Raw genomic sequence first — 21,176 nt, 5'->3', positions numbered from 1 at the left:
GTCTGGAACACAGGCGATCGAAGCCCGGCTTCCGCAAAACAAAGCCCGCCCTTGGGCAAGATCAGGAGACAGACCATGACATCGAAGAACACGCACGAATCACGACAGCGTCGCTGGGCCTTCACCGCCAAGACGCCGATTGCCACGGCGGTCGGCATCGCTTTGTTGGCCTTGGGCGGCAGCGCCCACGCGCAGGCCGCCGCGGCCGACAAGCCCGCCGACAAGAAGGCCGAACCGGCGCAGATGGACACGGTGGTCGTCACCGGCTATCGCAGCTCGATCGAGAAGAGCCTCGACCAGAAGCGCAATGCCAATGCCATCGTCGAAGTGGTCAATGCCGAAGACGTGGGCAAGTTCCCCGACAAGAACGTGGCCGACGCGCTGCAGCGCGTGCCCGGCGTGGTGGTGGACCGCAGCGGCGGCGAAGGCAAGAACGTCAGCGTGCGCGGGCTCTCGTCCGAGCTGACCCTGACTCAGCTGAACGGCAACTACATCGCCACGGCCGAGTCCAACGGCGACCCGACCCGTTCCTTCAACTACATGCTGATGCCGGCGAACATGCTGTCAAGCGCCGAGCTGTTCAAGTCGCCGGAAGCGCGCCTCGATGAAGGCGGCGTCGGCGGCACGGTGATCCTGCACACACGCCGCCCGCTGGACATGAAGTCCAACAGCGGCTTCTTCACTGCCGAGGGCACCTCGGCCGACACCACGAACAAGATCGATGGCCAGTTCTCTGGCCAGTACGCCTGGCATGACGAGGCCAAGCGCTTCGGCGTGCTGGTGGGCCTGACGCAGCAAAAGCGCACCACCCGCACCATGGGCGCCAGCACCGAAAACTGGCAGTGGTACGGCGACAACTACAAGACCAACCCCGCCACCGATGTCAATGGCAAGCCCTCGGGCATGAGCAGCTACTGGTGGGGCCAGTCCGGCTTCTACGACCAGAGCGGCAAGTACTACAAGAATTTCATGATGCCGACCTCGGTCAACCTCAACGTGAAGAGCGAAGAGCGTGAGCGCCAAGGCGGGCAGCTGACCCTGCAGGCCAAGCCCATCGACCGGCTGACCCTGACCGGCAACTACTTCCGCTTCAATCTGTCGCAGAACTCGCAGACCAATATCCTCAAGGTGCCCGAGTGGAACCTGGCCCGCTACGACGGTGACGGCAACTGGCCCACCGGCCGCCTGCTGGACCGCCTGAGCTTTGATCCCAGCGGCACCATCGTCACCGGCGCCCAGTACAGCGCCCACCCCGGAAAGACCTATTACTGCAGCGAAGGCGCCGCAGCTGCCGGCGGCCAGAAGCCTGGTGGCTGGGGCCCGGACGATTGCACCGTGCCCACGCCGCAGATCACCGGCAGCTACAACCGCGAGAAGGCCTTGTCGCAGACCGCCGACCTCACCGCCGAGTGGAAGGGCGACAGCATCGAAGCCAGCTTCAAGCTCGGCCGTACCTGGGCCAAGGGCGGCCCGGACATGCAGTTCTCCATGCCCATCAAGCCGCGCATGCAGAACGCCAACGGCAGCTGGACCATGGGCAACACCGCCAGTGCCTGGAGCTTGGTCGGCACGCCGACCATGACTTTTGCGCCCGAGCTGATGGCCAATCTGCAGAAGGGCATTGGCGAGATCGACCTCGGCTCCACCTCCTCGTCCTGGACCAAGAACGGCACCGAGCAGAAATACGCCCAGGCCGATTTCACCTGGCAGCAAGACAGCGAGTGGCTCGACTCCCTGCAGTTCGGCCTCAAGACCCGCGATGGCGGCACCCGCCGCAGCACCGGCAACAACTACTGGGTCTGCCAGGGCGCTGATCCCGCCAACTACGACAAGCGCTTCCAGAACGGCTGCGACGCCACAGCGTCCAAGTTCCTGCCGTCCTTCCTCTACGGTGACTCGCTCGGCAATCTGGCCGGCGGCCTCAGCGCCAGCGCCTTCCCGGCCATCGACTACCCGGCCTATATCGCGCACCTGAACAAGACCTACGGTGCAATGCAGACCCGCCAGGAGAACAACTTCGTCTACAACGTGGGCGAGAAAATCACGGCCGCCTACCTGCAGGCAAACATCCGCGCCGACCGCCTGCGCGGCAATGTGGGCCTGCGCCTGGTGCGCACCAAGCAGCATGCCGACTCGACGGACCAGGTCGATTACTACAACGACTACTTCTTCGACGGCCCGGACGGCAACCCCGCACCCTGCCTGCCAGGCGGCCTGCCGGCCACCGGCGCTCCGGCCGGCTCGGGCTGCGTCAGCGGCTTCACCAAGCTGCCGGACAGCAACAGCAACCCGGCCACCGGCCATGTCTCGTCCTTCGTGGTCAGCTCGCTGGACCGCAGCTACACCGATGTGCTGCCCAGCCTCAACCTGGCCTATGACCTGAGCAAGAACCTGCTGCTGCGCGCCGCTGCATCCAAGGTGATTGCCCGCCCGAGCTACGGCGACATCGCCTCGCCCGGTGGCCTCAAGTCTTACAGCCAGGAATACGTCAACGACCGTCGCCTGATCGGTGGCGCCGACAAGGTGGGCTGGTTCGGCCAGGGCAGCAACAAGAGCCTGGAGCCCTACAAGGCCACGCAGTACGACCTGGGTCTGGAGTGGTACTTCCACCGCGGCTCGGTGCTGGGTGCGGGCTTGTTCCGCAAGAACGTCAGCAACTTCTCGGTGCCCGTGGTGCGCGATATGGTGATGGACGTGGGCGGCACCAGCGTCACCGTGCAGAACTACGCCACCAGCGCCGGCGGCCGCGACGCCGTCTCACAAGGCATCGAGCTGTACGGCCAGCACACCCTGGACTTCGGCCTGGGCTTCCAGTTCAACTACACCTACAACAAGACCAACCAGGCCGAGATCACCTTGGCCGACGGCAAGGTGATCGGCAAGTCGCCTCTGGTCGGCAGTGCCAAGAATCAGGGCAATCTGACGGTGTTCTACGGCAACGATCAGTACCTGCTGCGCGCCTCCTACAACCGCCGCGGTGTGGTGGTCGGTGGCTTGATCAACGGCCTGAACGTCTACGAAGACCCCTACAGCCAGATCGATCTGAACGCCGCCTACAACGTCAGCAAGGCGCTGAGCCTCACGGCCTCGGTGCTCAACCTGACCAAGCAGGAAGCACGCTCGCATCTGGGCAATGACACGCAGGATCGCTTCTATGGCAACAGCTATGCCGGGCGCATTGCCTATGTGGGCCTAACCTACAAGTACTGACGCACCGGCCGATTGCACGATGTTCCTCGACCCCTCGCGCTGACCTCGTGAGGGGGGCCTCCGGTCGGCATGGGCTGCAACCCAGGGCCGACCTTTTTCTTTGTGTGTATGTGCGTGTGCCGCGCCCCTGACCCGGCAGGAGGGTTCTCAAGCATGAGTGAAAGCAGCAGCTTCGACAACGGCAGCATCAGCAATCCAGCCCAGGACGCGCGCATCCGCCGCGTGGTGGTGGTCGGCGGTGGCAGTGCCGGCTGGATGGCCGCAGCCACCCTGGCCACCTACCTGGGCCGGCAGGCCTCGGTGCGTTTGATCGAGTCCGAGGAGATCGGCATCGTCGGCGTGGGTGAGGCCAGCGTGCCGCACATCCGCATGTTCAACGGCCAGATGCTGGGCATCGACGAGACGGAGTTCGTGCGCCGCACCCAGGGCACAGTCAAGCTCGGCATCGAGTTCCGCGACTGGGCCCGCATCGGCGACCGCTACACCCACGGCTTCGGCGTCATCGGTCGCTCGCGCGGGCCGCTGCCCTTTCACCAGTTCTGGCTCAAGCAGTTCCTGGCCGGCCGGGCCGGGCCGATTGGTGACTACTCGCTGCAGACCTTGATGGCGCCGCAGGGCAAGTTCATCCCCGGCGACCCTTCGGCGGCGCCGGATTCGCCGTTGGCCGATATCGCGTATGCCTACCATTTCGACGCCAGCCTCTACGCGCGCTTTCTGCGCGAGATCTCCGAACGCCGCGGCGTGCAGCGCATCGAAGGCAAGATCGTGCGCGCCCAGCAGCGCACTGACGACGGCTTCATCGAAGCCGTGCAGCTGGAAAGCGGCGAGCGCGTCGAGGGTGATCTCTTCATCGACTGCTCGGGCTTTCGCGGCCTGCTGATCGAAGAGACCCTGAAGACCGGCTACACCGACTGGTCACACTGGCTGCCTTGCGATCGCGCCCTGGCGGTGCCTTGCGAAGGCGCCAATCCGATCACCCCATACACCCGCGCAACCGCCCAGGCCGCCGGCTGGCAATGGCGCATCCCGCTGCAGCACCGCATCGGCAACGGCTATGTCTTCTCCAGCCAGCACCTCAGCGAGGACCAGGCCGCCGCCACCCTGATGGCGAATCTCGACGGCAAGCCCCTGGCCGACCCGCGCCTGCTGCGCTTCACCACCGGCATGCGCAAGCAGGTCTGGAACAAGAACGTGATCGCCCTGGGCCTGGCCAGCGGATTCCTGGAGCCGCTGGAATCCACCAGCATCTACCTCGTGCAATCGGGCCTCAGCCGTTTGCTGAGCCTGTTCCCGGGGCAAGAGTTCAACCCGCAGCTGGCCGAGCGCTTCAACCGCGAGACCGCGTTTGAGTACGAGCGTGTGCGCGACTTCTTGATCCTGCACTACCACGCGACCGAGCGCGACGATTCCGATTTCTGGAACGACTGCCGCACCATGTCCGTGCCTGACAGCCTGCGCGAGGCCATGGACCTGTTTCGCGCCGACGGCCGCTATTTCCGCCACGGCGAGGATTTCTTCGCCCTGCCCAGCTGGGTGCAAGTGATGCTGGGCCAGCGCATCCTGCCGCGCAGCTACCACCCCATCGTCGACGACATGCCCGAAGACCGCCTGCACGCTTTCGTGGAAGGCACGCGCCACATCCTGAGCGACGCCGTGGCCGCCATGCCCACGCACCAACAGTGGATTGAACGTTACTGGAGGGCCGCATGAAGTTTCGGATCTTGCTTCGTCGCCCGGCCTTGCTCATGGCTGCCTTGCTCATGCCTCTCTTGCTCGCCATGCCCGCCACAGCCGCCGACCTGCTGCCCCTCAACCAAGCCTGGCAGTTCCGCCTCAGCCCCGGCAGCGGCCAGGCTGCCGCCCATGCCGCAGCCACGACTTGGCGCCCGGCCCAGGTGCCCGGCACGGTGCACACCGACCTGCTGGCCGCCCAGCTGATTCCCGACCCTTTTGTAGGCGCGCCCGAGGCGGCGCTGCAATGGATAGGCCTGGCCGACTGGGAGTACCGCACGCGCTTTGATGTGCCGCGCGCTCAGCTGGCGCAGGCACGCCAGGAGCTCGTCTTTGAGGGCCTGGACACGTACGCCGAGGTGCAGCTCAACGGCCGCACCTTGCTCCGTGCCGACAACGCCTTCCGCCGCTGGCGCGTGCCGGTGCAGCAGGGCTTGCTGCGCGCGTCTGGCAATGAGCTGCGCATCGTCTTCCATTCGCCCATCGCCAAACTCCTCCCTCAGGTGCAGGCCATGCCGGTCAAGCTGGCCGGCAACTACCCTTCGCCCTATGGCGACGAGCCGCCCGATGCCATGACGGGCAATTTCGTCCGCAAGCCCGGCTACCACTACGGCTGGGACTGGGGCCCGCGCTACGTCACCGCCGGCATCAGCCAGCCGGTGACCCTGCAGAGCTGGAGCGGCCTGCGCATCGAATCGCTGCAGCTGCTGCAGGATGAAGTCACGGCCGAGCGGGCCCGCTTGCGCGCCATCGCCACGCTGGAGCTGGCGCGTGCGGGGGGCTATCAGCTGCGTCTTTGGCAGACCGCCCCCGATGGCCGCCGCCAGCTGGCCGCCGAGCGGCGGGGCCAGGCCACGGAGGCCGGCCCACAGAAAATCGAACTGCCCCTGCAGGTCGAGCAACCGCGGCGCTGGTTCCCTAACGGCTATGGCGAGCAGGCCCTGTACCGCTACGAGCTGGAGCTCTTGCAAGCCGGCCGGCGCGTCGATGCGCTGAGCCAGCGCACCGGCCTGCGCAACGTGGCCTTGAAGCGCGAGCCCGACGCGCAAGGCCGCGGCTTCCACTTCGAGGTCAACGGCATCCCTGTCTTCGCCAAGGGCGCCAATTCCATTCCTTTCGATATGTTCCAGCCGCGCGTCACACCCGCACAGCTGCGCCGGGTGATGGTCTCGGCGCGCGAGGCGAACATGAACATGATCCGCAGCTGGGGCGGCGGCTACTACGAGAGCGAGGCCTTCTTCGACCTGGCCGATGAGCTGGGCCTGATGATCTGGCAGGACTTCATGTTCGGCGGCGGCATGCAGCCGGCCTACGACCCGGCCTTCCGCGCCAATGTGGTGGTCGAGGCCCGCGAGCAGGTGCAGCGCCTGCGCCACCACCCCAGCCTGGTGCTTTGGTGCGGCAACAACGAGCAGGAGATCGCCTGGAAGTATTGGGGCCATGGCCGCGATATGAAGGCCGCCGACCCGGCCCTGGCCGAGCGCGTCTGGCAGGGCTATGTGCAGCTCTTCGGCCGCGATCTGCGCCAGGTGGTGGCCGAGGAGGGCGGTGGCATCGCCTACTGGTCCAGCTCGCCCGGTGACGACCTGGCCGAGGTGGCCAACACGCCCGCCAGCGGCGATATGCACTACTGGGAGGTCTGGGGCAACCCGGCCCACCCGGTCAGCAAGTACCTGGAGATCACGCCGCGCTTCATGTCCGAGTACGGCCTGCAGGCCTGGCCGGTGCAGGCCACGGTGGATGCGTTTGCGCCGCGCAGCGAGCAGGGCATCAACGCGCCGCTGATCACCGCGCACCAGAAATTCATGGCCGGCCAGGGCAATGAGCGCTTGCTGAAATACATCCGCGAGGAGTTCGGCGAGCCGCGCGATTTTGGCGACTTCATCTACCGCAGCCAGCTGATGCAGGCCGAGGGCATACAGCTCGCCGCCCTGCACCACCGCGCCAGCCGGCCCTTCACCATGGGCTCGCTGTACTGGCAGCTCAACGATGTCTGGCCCGGCGCGTCCTGGTCCAGCATCGACCATCTCGGCCGCTGGAAGGCCTTGCATTTCCAGGCCCGGCGCTTCTTCGCGCCGGTGGCGGTGGCAGCGCTGCGTGAGGCCTCGGGCCAGACCCGGCTGCATGTCATCAACGACCGCACGGAACCCAGGCACGGAAAGCTGAGCCTGCGCGTGATGACGCTGCAGGGCCGCACCCTGCTCGAGGAGCGCCAGGCGCTGACCCTGGCGCCGCTCTCTTCCCTGCTGCTCACTCGTTATGCCGATGCCGATTTGCTCGGCGATGCCGACCCGGCCGCCGCCGTGGCCGTGTTCGAGCTGCAGGTCGAGGGCGAACCGCCTTCGCGCAGCGTGGTCTATTTCAAGCCCGCCAAAGACCTGTCTTGGCCACAAGCCTCAGCCCTGCAGGCCCAGGTCGAGCGCGTGGGCGGCGAGCTGCAGCTGCATGTGCAAGCGAGCAGTCTGGCGCGTGGTGTCTGGATTGAGTTCGAGGGCTTGGACGTGGATGTGGCTGACAACGCTTTGACTCTGCTGCCGGGCGAGTCGCTGCGCCTCAAACTCAACAGCAAAGCTAATGTGGAAGACTTGCAGCGCGCCCTGCGCCTGCGTGTGCTCGGGAGTGCGGCGCTGTGATGAGCTTGTGGAATCCCCTGTGCACAACGGCATTGCTGTTCGCCGTGCTCGCACCGCTGCCTGCCGAGGCGACGCAACGAAGCCTCGGCCCGGTCACGCAGATCAGCCCGCGCGAGGACGGCGTGGACCTGCGCTTGGCGCGTGGCGCCCGGGCCCGCATCAGCTTCGTCACGCCCGAGGTGCTGCGCGTGCGCATCAGCCCCAGCGGCGCGCCTTTCGAGCCCGACACGGCCAGCTATGCGCTGAGCGCGTCGCCGTCGCAAGCCAAGGCGGAGCTGCGCCGCATCGGCCCGCAATTGCTGGAGCTGCGCTCGGCCAGCGGCACGCGGGTGCAAATCCGCCGTGCCCCTGAGCTGCAGCTGAGCGTGTTCGACAGCGCCGGCCGCCTGATCAGCGCCGATGACCCGGCTCGGCCCATCGTGTTCGATCCGCAAGAGGGCAGTGTGGAGGCCACCAAGCGCCGCGATGACTACGAGCTCTACTACGGCTTCGGCGAAAAAGCCCTGCCGCTCTCGCGCCACCAGCAGCATCTGGTGATGTGGAACGCCGACGTGCCCGACTACGCGCCCGGCCACGACCCGTCCTACCAGGCCATCCCTTTCTTCATCGCCCTGCACCAGGGCCTGAGCCACGGCGTCTTCCTCAACAACAGCAGCCGCAGCTGGTTTGACATGGGCAAGACCGAGCCGCAGCGCTGGCGCTTCGGCGCGGCGCGTGGCGAGCTGGATTACTTCGTCTTCACCGGCGGCCCGGAGCGCAGCCCAGCCCGGGTGTTGCAGGACTACACCGCGCTGACCGGCCGCGGCCCGCTGCCTCCCCTCTGGGCCCTGGGCTACCAGCAATCGCGCTGGTCCTACAAAACGCAGGATGAAGTTCTGAGCGTGGCGCGCGAGTTCCGCCAGCGCCAGATCCCGGCCGATGTGCTCTACCTCGACATCGACCACATGGACGGCTTCCGCGTTTTCACCTGGAACCCCCGCACCTTCCCTCAGCCGCGCGAGATGCTGGGCCAGCTGCATGCGCAGGGCTTCCGCGCCGTCACCATCGTCGACCCCGGCATCAAGCGCGACGAGGGCTTCGCCATCTACCGCAGCGGCCGCGAGGCCGGCGTGTTCATGCGCGGCGCCGATGGCCAAGAGCTGCATGCCAAGGTCTGGCCCGGCATCTGCGCCTTCCCGGATTTCACCTCGCCGGCCGCGCGCGATTGGTTCGGCCAGCTCTACGCCGCGCCGCTGGAGCTGGGCGTCGATGGCTTCTGGAATGACATGAACGAGCCGGGCGTGTTTGCGCCCGATGGCTTCAACAAGCCTGAGATCTCGCTCGGCCCGCAGAAGACCCTGCCGCTGGACGCCCGCCATGCCGGCGACGGCCGGCCCGGTGATCATGCGCGTTATCACAATGTGTTCGGCCTGCAGATGGCCCGCGCCAGCTTCGAGGGCCTGCGCCGCCTGCGCCCCGAGCAGCGGCCCATGGTGCTGACGCGCGCGGGCGCGGCCGGTGTGCAGCGCTATGCGGCGGTGTGGACGGGCGACAACTCGCCCACCTGGACGCATCTGGCGCTCACCATTCCCATGCTGAGCAATCTGTCCATCTCGGGTGTGCCTTTTGTAGGCGCCGATGTCGGCGGCTTCATGGGCAGCCCCAGCGCCGAGCTGCACAGCCGCTGGCTGCAGGCGGCCGTGCTCACGCCCTTCTTCCGCACGCATTCCAACGATGTCTCGGCGCCGCGCGAGCCCTGGGCTTTCGGCCCCGAGTTCGAGCGCATCAACCGCGCCACCATCGAGCTGCGCTACCGCCTGCTGCCCTACCTCTACAGCCTGTTCGAGGAGAACGAGCGCAGCGGCTTGCCGCCGCTGCGGCCGCTGTGGTTCAACTTCCCGCGCGATGTGCGCGCCAGCCTGGTGGACGACCAGTTCCTGCTCGGCCGCGACCTGCTGGTGGCGCCGGTGCTGCGCGAGGGCGAGCGCCAGCGCAGCGTCTACTTCCCCGCCGGCGAAGCCTGGTTGGACTGGTGGACCGGCCGCCGCTTCGAAGGCGGCAGCGAGGCCACCGTGGCCGCGCCGCTGGACCGCCTGCCCCTGTTCATCCGCGTGGGCGCCGCCGTGCCCACGCAGGCGCCGCTGCAGCACACGGGCGAGATGCGCGCCGCGCCGCTGGGCCTGACCGTGGCCTGGGGCGGCAGCGACCGCAGCGAGGTGTTTCAAGATGCCGGCGAGGGCTATGGTTATCGCCAGGGTGCGGCGCGCCGCATTGGCGTCCGCCAGGATGGCCAGGGGCTGACGCTGGAGCTGCCTCCGAACGCTGGATTTCAGCGGCTGAGCCGGCTGGAGATTCTGGGCTTGGGGGCCGCAGCGCCCTCGTGGGCCTGGGCGTTCGACGGACTGCCCTTGCCGGCACAGATGCTTGACGCGGAGGCGGGCCGGCTGCGGCTGGAGTTGCCCGCTGGGGCGGACGAGGGCTTGCACCAGATCCGGCTGGCGCACTGAGGCGAGCGGGCAGATTGCCAAGAGCAACAAGACGAGAAGAATGAGGACAACGATGCGCACGACACGCCTGATCTTCAACAAAGCCCGCCTGGCCGGCGTTCTGCTGGCCGCACTGGCAGCCCTGGCGCCCAGCCTGGTGCTGGCCGCGCCCACCGAGGGTTGGAAGCTGCGCTACCAGCGCAGCTACAACGGCAAGCCGGTCGAAGGCCAGGACCCGATCTGGGTGTTCGCCGCCAAGGGCGAGGCCTTGATCAGCTCCGAGGCCATCCTGGCCGGCAAGGCCGGCTTTCCCTTCGAGCAGCAGTTCATCAAGCCCGCCGCGCAAGAGCTGCTGCAGCTGGCGCGCCTGAGCCCAGGGGAGGGCATCGCCACCCTGGACCGCGAATCGCTGCCCAAGCAAAGCTACGAGTTCAGCGAGGAGACGCGCACCATCCTCGGCTACCGCTGCAAAAAGGCCAAGACGGTGGTGAACTCCAACACCATCGAGCTCTGGTACACGACCGAGCTGCCCGCGGCCGGCGCGCCCACCGTGCTGGGCCACCAGCTGGGCCTGGTGCTGGAGCTGGTGCGCAACGGCAACTTCGTCATCAGCGCCACGCAGATCGAGCCCTTCCAGGGCCTGGATCTGGCCGAGATGGCGCAGGGTGGGAAGGTTGAGGCCGCGCCGCTGCTCGACGGCCTCAGCTACAAAGATCGCGTCTGGCGCAGCCGCTTCACCACCATTCCGGTGTTCCAGGACCAGATCGTCAACTTCTCGGGCGAGGACCGCGAGCCACGCGAGGGCGTGACCCGTTACGCAAACGGTACAGTGGTGCTCAAGACCGTGCAGCTGCCCGAGATCGCGCCGGGCAGCCAGGTGTTTGTGGATCTTCTCGCCCGCTCGAACGGCGATGCGTATGACCGCACCGGCTCGGTCTTTGTGATCCCGCTGGGCACGAAGGAGCCAGAGAAGGGAAAGAAGGCCACGCGCACCTTCCTGGACGGCCTGCAGCGCGGCGTGGCCGCCTTGCCGGCCTATCAGAACGGCAATGACCGGACCTACCGCGGCGTGGTCGCCACCGAGGACTATGCGCCCCTGATCGAGCTGATGCGTTTCTTCACGCCCTTTGGCGTCAAGCACTACAACCACCTGCAGCTCAAGGGCAAGACCTGGCACGAGGCCGCGCCCTACCGCATGGACATCACCGATCTGGCCCAGCGCCTCTCGGGCCAGACCCTGGCCCTGGGCGTGTTCATCGGCAACTACGACAAGGGCGGCCACAAGCTGGACCTCAACCTCACCATTCACCCGAGCGACGCCGCCACCGCCATGTACTCGAAGCCGGTGAGCCCCAGCACCGGACCAGCGCCTGCTGCTTCTGCGTCCGCATCGGCATCGCGCCTGATCCCGCTGTTCAACACCACCAATGTGATGGAGATGGCCGAGCAGGACTACGCCACCATGTTCGACAAGCCCAAGGGTTTGGAGGTGGATTTCACCCTCGACCGCCCGCTCAAGAACGCCCGCCTGCGCTACATCAGCACCGGCCACGGCGGCTGGACCAATGGCGACGAGTTCGTGCCCAAGAAGAACACCATCCTGTTGAATGGCAAAGAGGTGTTCTCCTTCGTGCCCTGGCGCCAGGACTGCGGCGCGTATCGCCTCTTCAACCCCGCTTCCGGCAATTTCAACGACGGCCTGTCCTCGTCTGACATCAGCCGCTCCAACTGGTGCCCCGGCACGGCGACCAATCCGATCTACATCGACCTCGGTCACCTCAAAGCCGGACGGCACTGGATGACGGTGCGGATTCCCCAGGGGCCGCGCGAGGGGACGAGCTTCAGCTCTTGGAATGTGTCGGGGGTGTTGGTGGGGGAGTGAGGGGACTTATGGCTCTGGCCTGCTGTACGCCTCTGGTCGGTATGGGGTCAGGTGTTGCCCTGAAGTTCAAGGCCTGACCCTCGCGGCTCGAGGACTGCGGCGCCTTCCGCCTCTTCAAACCGGCCTCCGGCAATTTCAACGACGGCCTGTCCTCGTGCGGCATCAGCCGCCCCAACTGGTGCCCCGGCACGGCGACTAACCCGATCTACATCGACCTGGGTAACCTCAAAGCCGGACGGCACCAGATGACAGTGCAGATTCCGCAAGGACCACGCGAGGGAATGAGCTTCAGCTTCTGGAATGGGGCGGGGGTGTTGGTGGGGGAGTGAGGTGACCGATGCCCTGCCGTTTGTGCTCGCCTCGGCGAGAAAGGGGCAGGTCTTGCCTTGAAATTGTAGGCGTGCCCCCTTGGCCCTTTCCTTGGACCTTTGTGACCCCTTGGCCCCTTGGCCCCTTGGCCCTTGGCCTGGAAAAGGTGCAAAGTCACGTCCAGGGTCTGAGGGTATTGGTGGTTACAAGCGCGTGGTACAAACTCCGAGAACTTACGGATCGGCACGAGCACGGCCGTGACTTGGCTGCTTGCCCTGGCTGAATGTCTGGGGAGGCAGCCGCTGCGCCTCGCGGGAGGTAAGTCGACCGAAAACACTGTTAGGCCCCACAAAGTACCCACCTCATTGCGCTGGAGGCTAAATTGGATCTTCGAGACCTTCTAGCTATGTCGATGACAGCCATGGCATTTGTGCCGCTGCCATCTGCAGGTCGGACTTGCGCAAATCCACCGGGGTATGGCACGGTATGGACCGAAGGTAAAACAGTCTTACTCAAATCAAGCAAGCTGAATGTGGATGCAGATGGTGCGCCCAACTCCTATCTATTAGATGGAAAAGGACTGTCGTACACCTGTGACGGTATCCTTGCTATGGAAAGCGGCAAGAGAATTACACCAGAATCAAACCCGCACGACTGGCAAAAGAAATGCAATGCCGCTTGGTCGCTGGCAAGATCATCCGGGAACTATAGTGGAGTTAAAATTTTTGGCTTCCAGACAGATTCAAATAATAAGCCCATGATTCAGGGAGCAGGCGACCCTTTCCAAGGGAAGGCCTACATCAGTACAACGTCAGTTAGCATTTCTGGAGCCCCTTCAGGAACACAACGACAATACGTGGATGCACTGAAGATTCCTTATATTGTTTTGCCTTCCAAGTTTGTTTACAAGTACAAAGTAAGGCCTGGGACACTTGCAGTTGTTTATCGAAAAAAAACAAACACGTATGCATTCGCAGTATTTGCTGACAGCGGAAAACTAGGCGAGGCCTCAATAAAACTGCACCAAGATATTGGGGGTATGCCGATTGTGCGCATTAAAGGTGTTAAACGAGCAAAGGGACGTATAGAGGATTCAGTCTTAATGGCAATCTTCCCAGAAAGGACTGCCGCACCACAGACAGACCTAGATGCCTGGAATATAGAAATTCAAGAAGAAGGAGCAGCGGCACTGCAGGAATTCGGCGGCCTTACACAATTGCAGGCGTGCGCCAAGTGATGCGCCAAGGCATTTTAAATGTTGAAGCAACTCCGATTCCGTGTCAATGCTCACCAAAAGGCATTCTCTAGCCCCAATAGCAATCACTCCAAGTCAACCCAGGATAAAGCATATGAATGTCATTGCAGCAATTATCGCCACAGCCTTTCTTTGTGTTGGCAGCTATTTTTGGGGTGGTCACGAAAAGGGCAAAGAGTTGGAAGCGATCAGAGCAGCCATGCGCGAGGAGACAACACGCGCGCTTCACGACGTGAAGGGTGAAGTTGCCCGAGTTGAGATGGAGTACAACAAGAAAATTGAATCAGCTCAAATTAAATGGACTGCCGAAATTGCACCGCTGCTAGATAAAGCAAAGGCTAAGTGCAGGGAAGGCTCAACAACCACTTTTTGTCAGCAGGCTAACAATGCTGTGCTCGTAACTATTTTTGGCCTGAAGTAAGCCGAGAATTAACTATCAACTGGAGATGCAATGAGAGTATATTTCGCAATTTCTCTGACACTTCTTCTGGTCGGCTGCCAAACCTATGTTCCTATTGCGGTTCGATGCGAGCCGCCTTCGGACATCGTCGCAACGTGTAAGGAGCCAGATCGCAGTTATGCGGAAATTGTGCTGAATTCACAAGATCCAAATGTGAGAGAGTCCGCTCTGGTGGCATCTCTTGCAGATACAAAGCGAAAGCTAGATGAATGTTCAGCAAAACAAGTGGGGCTTTCGGATCTATTTGTGGCATGTAATAAGATCGTCGACCGCACGGTCGAGGCCGTCAAAAATATTAAATAGCAATCCTATATTATTTGCTAGTTTGATGTTGAGTCCTCAGGTCTGGCGCGGGGACTAAATCTCTACGGAGTGCCCTGTCATCACAAGTTGGCGTGGTCATCTAGACATTGGTTCGATTTCAGCAGCTGTGGCCAGTGTGCACATTGTGGAATCGACGAGCTCAATGAATCATCGCCTCACAACGTATCGGAGAAGCCATGGTCAGGGTTATTGATCTTGTGAAGATACTTCTTAGCCAAAAAGGCGATCGCTACAAATTCGGTGTCGACGTGAGCTCCTTGGATTCGGATCCGGATGCTTTCGATTGTTCGGAACTCATTAAATGGGGGTGCGCTAGACTAAGCATCACTCCGACGATGCCAGACGGTTCGTGGAATCAATACCAGCACTGCTACTCAAAGGCTCCAACTATTTCAGTTGAGCGTGGCCTTATTCAAGCAGGTGCATTGCTGTTCATTTTTCAGGGATCCCCTTTTGGTACGGTTCGCCCCGATCAAGCACATGTTGCAATGAGCTTGGGCAACGGCATGACAATTGAAGCTCGGAGCGAAAAGTGGGGGGTCGGCGTTTTCACTGTTGATAAGCGGGGCTGGACGCATGCCGGCCTAATTCCTGGCCTCGCGTATTGAGCATTCCTTTGACGATCGGGTCCGGACCACCCATTCGGTGCAGGGGCACCCATTAGCCGCCCCGTCAAGTGGCAAACACACGCCCCTGCACCGCAAGAGCGAGCATTTCTCCTCTTCACTCAAGACTGCATTCCCAGGTGGCTGTGGGTCAGACCTTGCAGCGGTGCTGAGGAGCAGGGCGCTGAGGGTCAGTAGGGCTGAGGGCCAGGCCTTAAACTTGAAGGCAAGACCTGACCCTCAGCGATCTTCAACCCGCCCGAACCCGGTACTTACGCGGCGTCATCCCGAAACGCCCCTGGAAGCTGCGGCTCAGATGAGGCTGGTCGAAGAAGCCGCAGTCCTGGGTCACAGCGCTGAGGTTGAGGCGGCTGTGTGCCAGCAGCTTCGCGGCGCGCTGCGGGCGGTGCTGGCGCGAAAACTCTCCGTGTGAGCAGCGGAAGTGGCTGCGGAAGGCCCGCGCTAGGAGAGCCGGGGTCAGACCATAAATCCAATACTGTTCAGATACGCATCTTCGGCACCGGCGTATGAGAACGATGCAGGGCCGCCCCGCGATGGCGAATTGGATACGGGCTGATCTTGCGCTTGACGCCTCGCGGATTGAGCCTGCCTCGGCTGCTGGCGCATCGGCCGCGAGCACAGGCCGAGGGTCAGGCCTTAAACTTCAAGGCAAAACCTGACCCTCGCCGTTCTTCACCCCGCCCGAACCCGGTACTCACCCGGCGTCGCCCCAAAACGCGCCCGGAAGCTGCGGCTCAGATGGGGCTGGTCGAAGAAGCCGCAGTCCTGGGCCACCTCGCTGAGGCTGAGGCGGCTGTGTGCCAGCAGCTTGGCGGCCCGCTGCAGGCGGTGCTGGCGCGCGAAGTCGCCGGGTGAGCAGCGGAAATGGCTGCGGAAGGCCTGCGCCAGGTAGACGGGGTGCCGGCCCAGCTCCCGCGCCAGCGTGCACAGGCCATGGTTGCCCACGGTGTACTGGCTGTCATCCCGCAAGGCCTCCCTGCATTGCAGCAGCCAGGGCGGCGGGCGGCCATGCTGGCGTTCCAGCGCGAGAGGGTCAGGTCGTGCTCAAGCAAGGGCTTGAAGCTTGAGCCCTGACTCTAAGCCTCAGGTGATCCCGAGCCCGCGAGCCTGACCCCGGGTTGGGTGGGCCGTTCTTCACACCTTGGCGAGAAAGGCCACCGCGTCGTCCGCTTCACACGGCCAGTCGGCGAAGACCCCGACCAGATTGCATTCCACGCAGTGGCAGCCGATGTAGTACCAGCGCACTTTGTGGGTGCCCTCGACCACGGAGACGCCGGACATCAGCTCGAACACTTCGTTCTCGCACACGCACTCGTGCGTCTCGGGTTCTGATCCTTCCAGGTGGTCGGCGCTGTCGCCCATCAGGTGCTCTAACCCGCAGTCGGTGCAGGTGCGGATGGCCACGCCGGCTTCTTCATCGCTCTGCAGCGCGAAGGTCCGGCAGCCGCAACTGCTGCATTTGGATGCGGCAAAGCGAGTGGCCTCGTGGCGATTCGCGACGCTGTAGCTGCGCAGCTCGGCTTGGGTGTCGCCCGAGGTCGTCCCGTACCAGAACTCGCCCTTCTTCGTCAGTGCCATGGATGCGGCTCCGTTCTTAACCCGTTCATTCAATGTGGGCTTGAGTGATGTCGGAAGTGAACCGCATCTCCACTCGCTTGCCGGTGACCGACTGCAGGCCCAACTGCATCCGAAATTTCATCCGTGCCTTCGCTGAGAGCAAGATGCCGTCGTCGCGACGAAATGTGCTGGTCGAATCTCCCTTGTATTCAATGACCAAGCCTTTGTCAGCTGCCAGGTCCAATGCCTCCGGGGTTAGCGTGGTACTGGATTGCACGGTCGCAGTGGCTTCTGACAAAGTGACAACCCGACTGAGAACCTGCGCTTTGTGAGTGTCATTGCCTAAAGGAATCTTTAGATCAAAGTGACTCGTTTCGCCTGGCACAAGGGAAACCTGCTCCAGCGCCTTCGGGACACTCGCAATCCCGTGCATGGCTGCCAGCATGTTGGCCGTTGCCATTCCTGCGGTCTTTACGCCGTCATAAGTCTGCACCTGATAGGTCGATGAAGCGATGTCGTAAAGCGCGTCAGCAACCATCACCTTGCTTTGGCCGGATTGGTCCCAAGGGTGTGGTCCGGCGGGCTTGATCCAGTTTGTCGTGGTGATGTTGCAAGCTACACGAACGTGCATTGCATCCGGCCCTGGTGCGGTGTTGCAACGGTAGTTGAGGACCGTCTTCATTGAACTGGACTTCAGGGCATCCTCAAAACCAGGCTCAGACGTAGTCGCCGAGTTTGCTGAATCTGTGACGACATACTCTTCCGCTTTGCTAATGGATGTAATCGTCCCTTCGATATTTCGCCCAGCAAGAGGTGCCAAGGAAAGCCGCTCAGATCCTTGTGCAACCGACACGCAGCTTACGCAGCTCAGCAGTAAAAAATTTAGTGCGCGGGCGCTCGTTTTCATAGGAGAAAATGTGTTTTCTGGACTTCAAACAGAGGGCCGGAGGCAGCTCCATGCAACGATTCTCCCACCGAGTCGGTAGGCACTTCGCCTCTCATGTGGTCAAGGGAGCGACTTGCAGCGCAATGGAAGTGGCGAGTCATGGGTCGGCGGCGCCTAAATCACCATTTCGATGCAACACCTGCGGCGCCCGCGGAGTACAGACACTGGGCGACGGCGACCTGGTCACAGATCCTCAGACTCCAAAGACCGAAGAAGATCGGAACCTATGGCGTGAGTCGAGAGGACCGAGGACTGAGGGTCAGGCCTTGAATCCGAAGGCAAGACCTGACCCTCGTCAAACCTCAGTTGGCCCGAACTCGGTACTCGTGCGGCGTCATCCAGGTGCAGGGTCAGACCTTGAGATCCAATGCCTGACCCCGAGTCTTGCTGCACGCTTGACGGACCCCACGCTTGAGGGTGCGAATTCCTCAGGGGCCGCGCGAGGGGACGAGCTTCAGCTCCCGAAGTGTGTAGGGGGTGTTGGTGGGGGAGTGCGACCTTCACGGTTTGATGCCCGGCACTTTGGCCGGCACCTGAGCAGACGTTCTCGAGCACCACCCACTGCGTGGTCGGTCCCAGCGCCAGGCTGGCTGCCAGCCATGCGGCAGCAGTTCGTCTATTCGGTGGCTGGGGTCGGAGAGGTTGCAAGCCCGTGGGGGCGAGCATGTCCACAGGACTGATGAGGTCCTTTAGGAATCGTCGTGATACACCCTCACGCTTTGCTCTCGCCGCCAGTGGCGAGCCAGCGCGGGAGGGGCCATGCACCATTCAAAACAGGCTTTCGAGGCAGACTATCGGCTTGCTGCCCAGCGTGCCATTGCACTGCTCTGCGCTGTGAGTGTGGCCTCGTGCAGCACGCTACAGCCCCAGGTGTTTTCGCAGGAGCTGGCCCCACCGCCACCCCCGACCACGCACACCTACGGCGACAACGCCGTGACGGTGACCCCTTCAGCGCCCGCGGCCTCCGAGCCACCTGCCAACCCGCCTCAGTTGCCGGTCGAGACCTCCATCCAGCAGGCCGAAGCCCTGCAGCGCCTGTACGTGAAGGCCGTCCTCGATCACTCCGGCCTGAATGCTGGCTCAAGTGCAGCGCTGATCTCGCTTTCGGCCCTAGCGCTTCTCAAGGGTGTGACGCATCCCAACAGCAGGGATCTGGCAGCCATGGGTGTTCTGGGGTCAGGGCTGTACGCCTACTCCACGACGATGACATCCAAGCCGCGCCAGCTGGCCTACTTGGCCGGTGTCGAGACGCTCAATTGTGCGGTGGCCGCCAGCCGGCCCTATGTGCTGCCGCCGGGTTTCCTGACCTCCCTCACGCCCTTGAGCGAACCGGACAACAGCTTGGCAGGGCGGATCGTGGCGGCCGAGATGCAGTCCCGGAATTTGAGCGGCCTGATCGAACAGTTGACCGCAAGGAACGTGACCCGTGTGATCACCGAGCCCGAGCGGAAGTCGACCTGCCCAAGCCCGACGCCGCCCCTGCCTGCCAAGCCCGCCGGGACCGACCCAGACCGCCTGCGCGCCTACAACGACCGCCTCGCCCAGCGCACGCGCGAGTTGGCCGCCTGCGCAGGGCGAGACGCCACCACCCTGGAAAGGCGGCCGAGCCCGGACATCGGGCACATGATCGGGCAGCTCCAGGCGCAGCGCCGGCACCTGCACGCCCTCATCGCGCAAGCGCAAAAGCAGGTGGTGGTGTTCGGCAATGCCGGCAATGCCCTGCGGCAGGTGACGGTGGACACCCAACTCTCCGTGGCCCGCGAGGTGCTAAAGACCGAGCCCGACGCAGCAGCCGTGCTCAAGGCTGCCCAGGCTATGCGGGGCACCGCCTTCACACTCAGCGCGGCACCGGCCTTCAAGCCCGCGGCTCCGGCATCGGCCGCGAGCGCCGCTGCCGAAGCCTACGCGGCCGGCCCGGGTTCGAGGAGTCCGAAGGTTCGGGCGCACGTGTACGACGACCCGCCCGTGGATCTACTCAAAAAGGCACGTGAGGCCATCGAGGCAGCGCTGGAGACGGGCGATCAAATCACGGGCCAGCTCGAAAGTCTCAATCAGCGGCTGCGCCTGACGCGTACGCCACTCGAACGTTGCGGACAGTCCTCGGCCGGCGCCGTGCTCACCCTCTCTCCAGATGTGAGTGAGCTGGAACTGGCGCCCGGGGCGAGTCAGAACTTCAATGTGTCGGGCGGAACTGGGTCGTCACAGGCCAAGGCCGTGGAGGGCCTGACTCGCAACCTGGACGGTTCTTTCACTTTCAAGATGCCGGCCAACACCGAGCCTGGCAGCACGATCACGCTGACCTTCACCGATGGCGGCGGCAAGCTGACGCGCGAGGTGTCGGTCAAGGCCGTCACGGCCACAGCCAGCACGGCCGCCGATGCGACCGTGGATGCGGGCAAGGTACCGCTCGTGGTCATGGCAGCGGCGCTGGGGCTGAAGACCCTGCCGCCCAGCGCCCAGGCGGTGTCCAAGGCCCTCAAGGCCTGCCTGAGCGGCAGCAAGTTCAAGATTGACAACGTCGACCTGGAGCAGGTGCCGTCTGCCGCCTTCGTGAAGGTCATGAACGGAGCCTGCAGTGAAGGCGCCTGAGGCCGCCGCCGGCCGTGCCCATGCGTGGCTGCGTCCAGAGAACCTCGATCACTCCGTGGGGCAAGGCACGCTCACGGCTGTGCTGCGCACCATCGGGGTCGGCAGCAGCCGCCCCGTGCTGTTCGGGCTCACGGCAGGTCATGTGCTCGGTGGCGACCCCCAGGCCGAGTTTGGCGACCGGGTGAGCCTGACCTCCCTGGACCGGGACGCGACCGTGCTGTATGGCCGCGCTCACAGCTGGTCGCCCGACCTGACGCGGCGGGATCGACGGGTGCGCCTGGACGCGGGCCTGCTCACGCTGGATGAGGCGGCGCTCGGCTTGATCGCCGACGACCTGCCTTGGCCCCTCGGTTGGGCGGACGCCCGGCCGGGCGACGAGGTGCGGCTGCTCACCCGCCACCACCGGCTCGCTGGACGGGTCCGCGCCCGCATCGACACCGACGTGGAGGTGGGCGACCCACCTATCCGCTACAGCCTGTCGGACGTGCTGTGCTGCGAGATCGACAGAGGCAGCCTCCCCGGCGACAGCGGCGCCCCGGTCTGGGACCTGCGGCAGCGCCTCGTGGGCCTGCTCGTCGGACGGGCCCCTGAAGGCAGCGACGGCAATGCCATCGTCACGCCCATCGACCGCGTGCTCGCTTGGAGCGGTTGCGACCTGGTGCTGCGGGGTCAAGCCTTGCTGGCGCCCGACGAGGGGCGCGCCGCGCCCCCCGAGGCACCGCAGGTGGCCGCAGCTTCCTCGCCCCAGACGCAACACGACTGCGACGTGATGGCCCGAACGATGTGGGGTGAAGCACGCGGCGAACCCGACGCCCGCACCGGCATGGCTGCCGTCGGCCATGTCGTGCTCAACCGCTGCGCGGCCAGGCGCTGGTGGGGGGGCACGGTGGACGCGGTCTGCCTCAAGGCCTGGCAGTTCAGCTGCTGGAACGACAACGACCCGAACCGGCCCCAACTCGTGGTCGTCACCGAAGCGGATGCCCTCTTCGCATTGGCCCAGCAGCTGTCAGCCGAGTTGCTGGCACAGCCCGAGCCGGCCCGCCTTTTGAACGACCCCACGCACGGGGCCACGCACTACCACGCGGCCTCCTTGCCACGGCCAGCGTGGGCGCGAGCATCGGGCGCGACCGAATGCGCGCGCATCGGTCACCACATCTTCTACCGCAACATCGCCTGACAGGACACTGCC

Annotated in this window: 14 protein-coding genes and 1 pseudogene; 11 read left to right on the top strand and 4 right to left on the bottom strand. The window is 64.0% G+C overall.

Annotation, left to right across the window (positions count from 1 at the left end):
- Positions 1-75: 75 nt before the first annotated feature.
- The 9 genes and pseudogenes from LNV23_RS00750 (at position 76) to LNV23_RS00715 (ending at position 14,877) form a co-directional block, all read left to right on the top strand.
- Complete coding sequence (locus tag LNV23_RS00750; protein ID WP_263561188.1) at positions 76-3,210, top strand: TonB-dependent receptor; 3,135 nt, start codon at positions 76-78, stop codon at positions 3,208-3,210.
- Between the two features lie 153 nt (positions 3,211-3,363).
- Entirely contained in the window at positions 3,364-4,920 is a 1,557-nt protein-coding gene (locus LNV23_RS00745) for a tryptophan halogenase family protein (protein WP_263561187.1), read from the top strand.
- Positions 4,917-7,574, top strand: coding sequence for a beta-mannosidase (locus LNV23_RS00740; RefSeq protein ID WP_263561186.1), 2,658 nt, complete (start codon positions 4,917-4,919; stop codon positions 7,572-7,574). The genes LNV23_RS00745 and LNV23_RS00740 overlap by 4 nt, the downstream gene beginning before the upstream one ends.
- Positions 7,574-10,060 (top strand): glycoside hydrolase family 31 protein, encoded by a 2,487-nt coding sequence (locus tag LNV23_RS00735; RefSeq protein ID WP_263561185.1) that lies wholly within the window; start codon positions 7,574-7,576, stop codon positions 10,058-10,060. Before LNV23_RS00740 ends, LNV23_RS00735 begins: the two co-directional genes overlap by 1 nt.
- Positions 10,061-10,112: 52 nt before the next feature.
- Complete coding sequence (locus LNV23_RS00730; RefSeq protein ID WP_263561184.1) at positions 10,113-11,921, top strand: PNGase F N-terminal domain-containing protein; 1,809 nt, start codon at positions 10,113-10,115, stop codon at positions 11,919-11,921.
- Positions 11,922-12,022: 101 nt separating this feature from the next.
- Positions 12,023-12,250: pseudogene (locus LNV23_RS24020) on the top strand (peptide-N-glycosidase F-related protein); the annotation flags it as partial.
- Between the two features lie 392 nt (positions 12,251-12,642).
- Positions 12,643-13,467 (top strand): glycoside hydrolase family 75 protein, encoded by an 825-nt coding sequence (locus LNV23_RS00725; protein WP_263561183.1) that lies wholly within the window; start codon positions 12,643-12,645, stop codon positions 13,465-13,467.
- A 112-nt stretch (positions 13,468-13,579) separates the two neighbouring features.
- The gene (locus tag LNV23_RS00720) at positions 13,580-13,906 is read left to right on the top strand and encodes a hypothetical protein (RefSeq protein WP_263561182.1); all 327 of its coding nucleotides are present in this window, start codon (positions 13,580-13,582) and stop codon (positions 13,904-13,906) included.
- A gap of 539 nt (positions 13,907-14,445) precedes the next feature.
- Positions 14,446-14,877, top strand: a complete 432-nt coding sequence (locus LNV23_RS00715; protein WP_263561181.1) for an NlpC/P60 family protein — start codon at positions 14,446-14,448, stop codon at positions 14,875-14,877.
- Positions 14,878-15,124: 247 nt separating this feature from the next.
- Here LNV23_RS00715 and LNV23_RS24015 read toward each other — a convergent pair whose 3' ends face one another.
- The 4 genes from LNV23_RS24015 to LNV23_RS00700 all read right to left on the bottom strand — a co-directional run bounded on the left by LNV23_RS24015 (position 15,125) and on the right by LNV23_RS00700 (position 17,359).
- A complete protein-coding gene (locus LNV23_RS24015) occupies positions 15,125-15,514 on the bottom strand; it encodes a helix-turn-helix transcriptional regulator (RefSeq protein WP_411910522.1) in 390 nt (129 codons plus the stop codon).
- A gap of 53 nt (positions 15,515-15,567) precedes the next feature.
- Positions 15,568-15,864 carry a helix-turn-helix transcriptional regulator gene (locus LNV23_RS00710; RefSeq protein ID WP_263561180.1) on the bottom strand — a complete coding sequence of 99 codons (297 nt, stop codon included), beginning with the start codon at positions 15,862-15,864 and terminating at the stop codon, positions 15,568-15,570.
- A gap of 165 nt (positions 15,865-16,029) precedes the next feature.
- Complete coding sequence (locus tag LNV23_RS00705; RefSeq protein ID WP_263561179.1) at positions 16,030-16,473, bottom strand: hypothetical protein; 444 nt, start codon at positions 16,471-16,473, stop codon at positions 16,030-16,032.
- A 25-nt stretch (positions 16,474-16,498) separates the two neighbouring features.
- Positions 16,499-17,359 carry a hypothetical protein gene (locus LNV23_RS00700; RefSeq protein WP_263561178.1) on the bottom strand — a complete coding sequence of 287 codons (861 nt, stop codon included), beginning with the start codon at positions 17,357-17,359 and terminating at the stop codon, positions 16,499-16,501.
- 1,029 nt (positions 17,360-18,388) lie between these two features.
- On the opposite strand from LNV23_RS00700, the gene LNV23_RS00695 reads away from it, so the two are divergent.
- Together LNV23_RS00695 and LNV23_RS00690 are read left to right on the top strand one after the other, a co-directional pair.
- Positions 18,389-19,987 (top strand): hypothetical protein, encoded by a 1,599-nt coding sequence (locus LNV23_RS00695; RefSeq protein WP_263561177.1) that lies wholly within the window; start codon positions 18,389-18,391, stop codon positions 19,985-19,987.
- Complete coding sequence (locus tag LNV23_RS00690) at positions 19,974-21,164, top strand: cell wall hydrolase (RefSeq protein WP_263561176.1); 1,191 nt, start codon at positions 19,974-19,976, stop codon at positions 21,162-21,164. Before LNV23_RS00695 ends, LNV23_RS00690 begins: the two co-directional genes overlap by 14 nt.
- Positions 21,165-21,176: the final 12 nt, after the last annotated feature.

Source organism: Kinneretia sp. DJ1R-11 (genome assembly GCF_025717595.1).
Classification (GTDB): domain Bacteria; phylum Pseudomonadota; class Gammaproteobacteria; order Burkholderiales; family Burkholderiaceae_C; genus Paucibacter_A.
This window is presented reverse-complemented; position numbering and strand designations above follow the sequence as displayed.

Bases quoted from the DNA above. Each gene is read 5' to 3' on its own strand.
- LNV23_RS00750 (WP_263561188.1), top strand. From the start codon at position 76: ATGACATCGAAGAACACGCACGAATCACGACAGCGTCGCTGGGCCTTC.
- LNV23_RS00745 (WP_263561187.1), top strand. From the start codon at position 3,364: ATGAGTGAAAGCAGCAGCTTCGACAACGGCAGCATCAGCAATCCAGCC.
- LNV23_RS00740 (WP_263561186.1), top strand. From the start codon at position 4,917: ATGAAGTTTCGGATCTTGCTTCGTCGCCCGGCCTTGCTCATGGCTGCC.
- LNV23_RS00735 (WP_263561185.1), top strand. From the start codon at position 7,574: ATGAGCTTGTGGAATCCCCTGTGCACAACGGCATTGCTGTTCGCCGTG.
- LNV23_RS00730 (WP_263561184.1), top strand. From the start codon at position 10,113: ATGCGCACGACACGCCTGATCTTCAACAAAGCCCGCCTGGCCGGCGTT.
- LNV23_RS00725 (WP_263561183.1), top strand. From the start codon at position 12,643: ATGACAGCCATGGCATTTGTGCCGCTGCCATCTGCAGGTCGGACTTGC.
- LNV23_RS00720 (WP_263561182.1), top strand. From the start codon at position 13,580: ATGAATGTCATTGCAGCAATTATCGCCACAGCCTTTCTTTGTGTTGGC.
- LNV23_RS00715 (WP_263561181.1), top strand. From the start codon at position 14,446: ATGGTCAGGGTTATTGATCTTGTGAAGATACTTCTTAGCCAAAAAGGC.
- LNV23_RS00705 (WP_263561179.1), bottom strand. From the start codon at position 16,473: ATGGCACTGACGAAGAAGGGCGAGTTCTGGTACGGGACGACCTCGGGC.
- LNV23_RS00700 (WP_263561178.1), bottom strand. From the start codon at position 17,359: ATGAAAACGAGCGCCCGCGCACTAAATTTTTTACTGCTGAGCTGCGTA.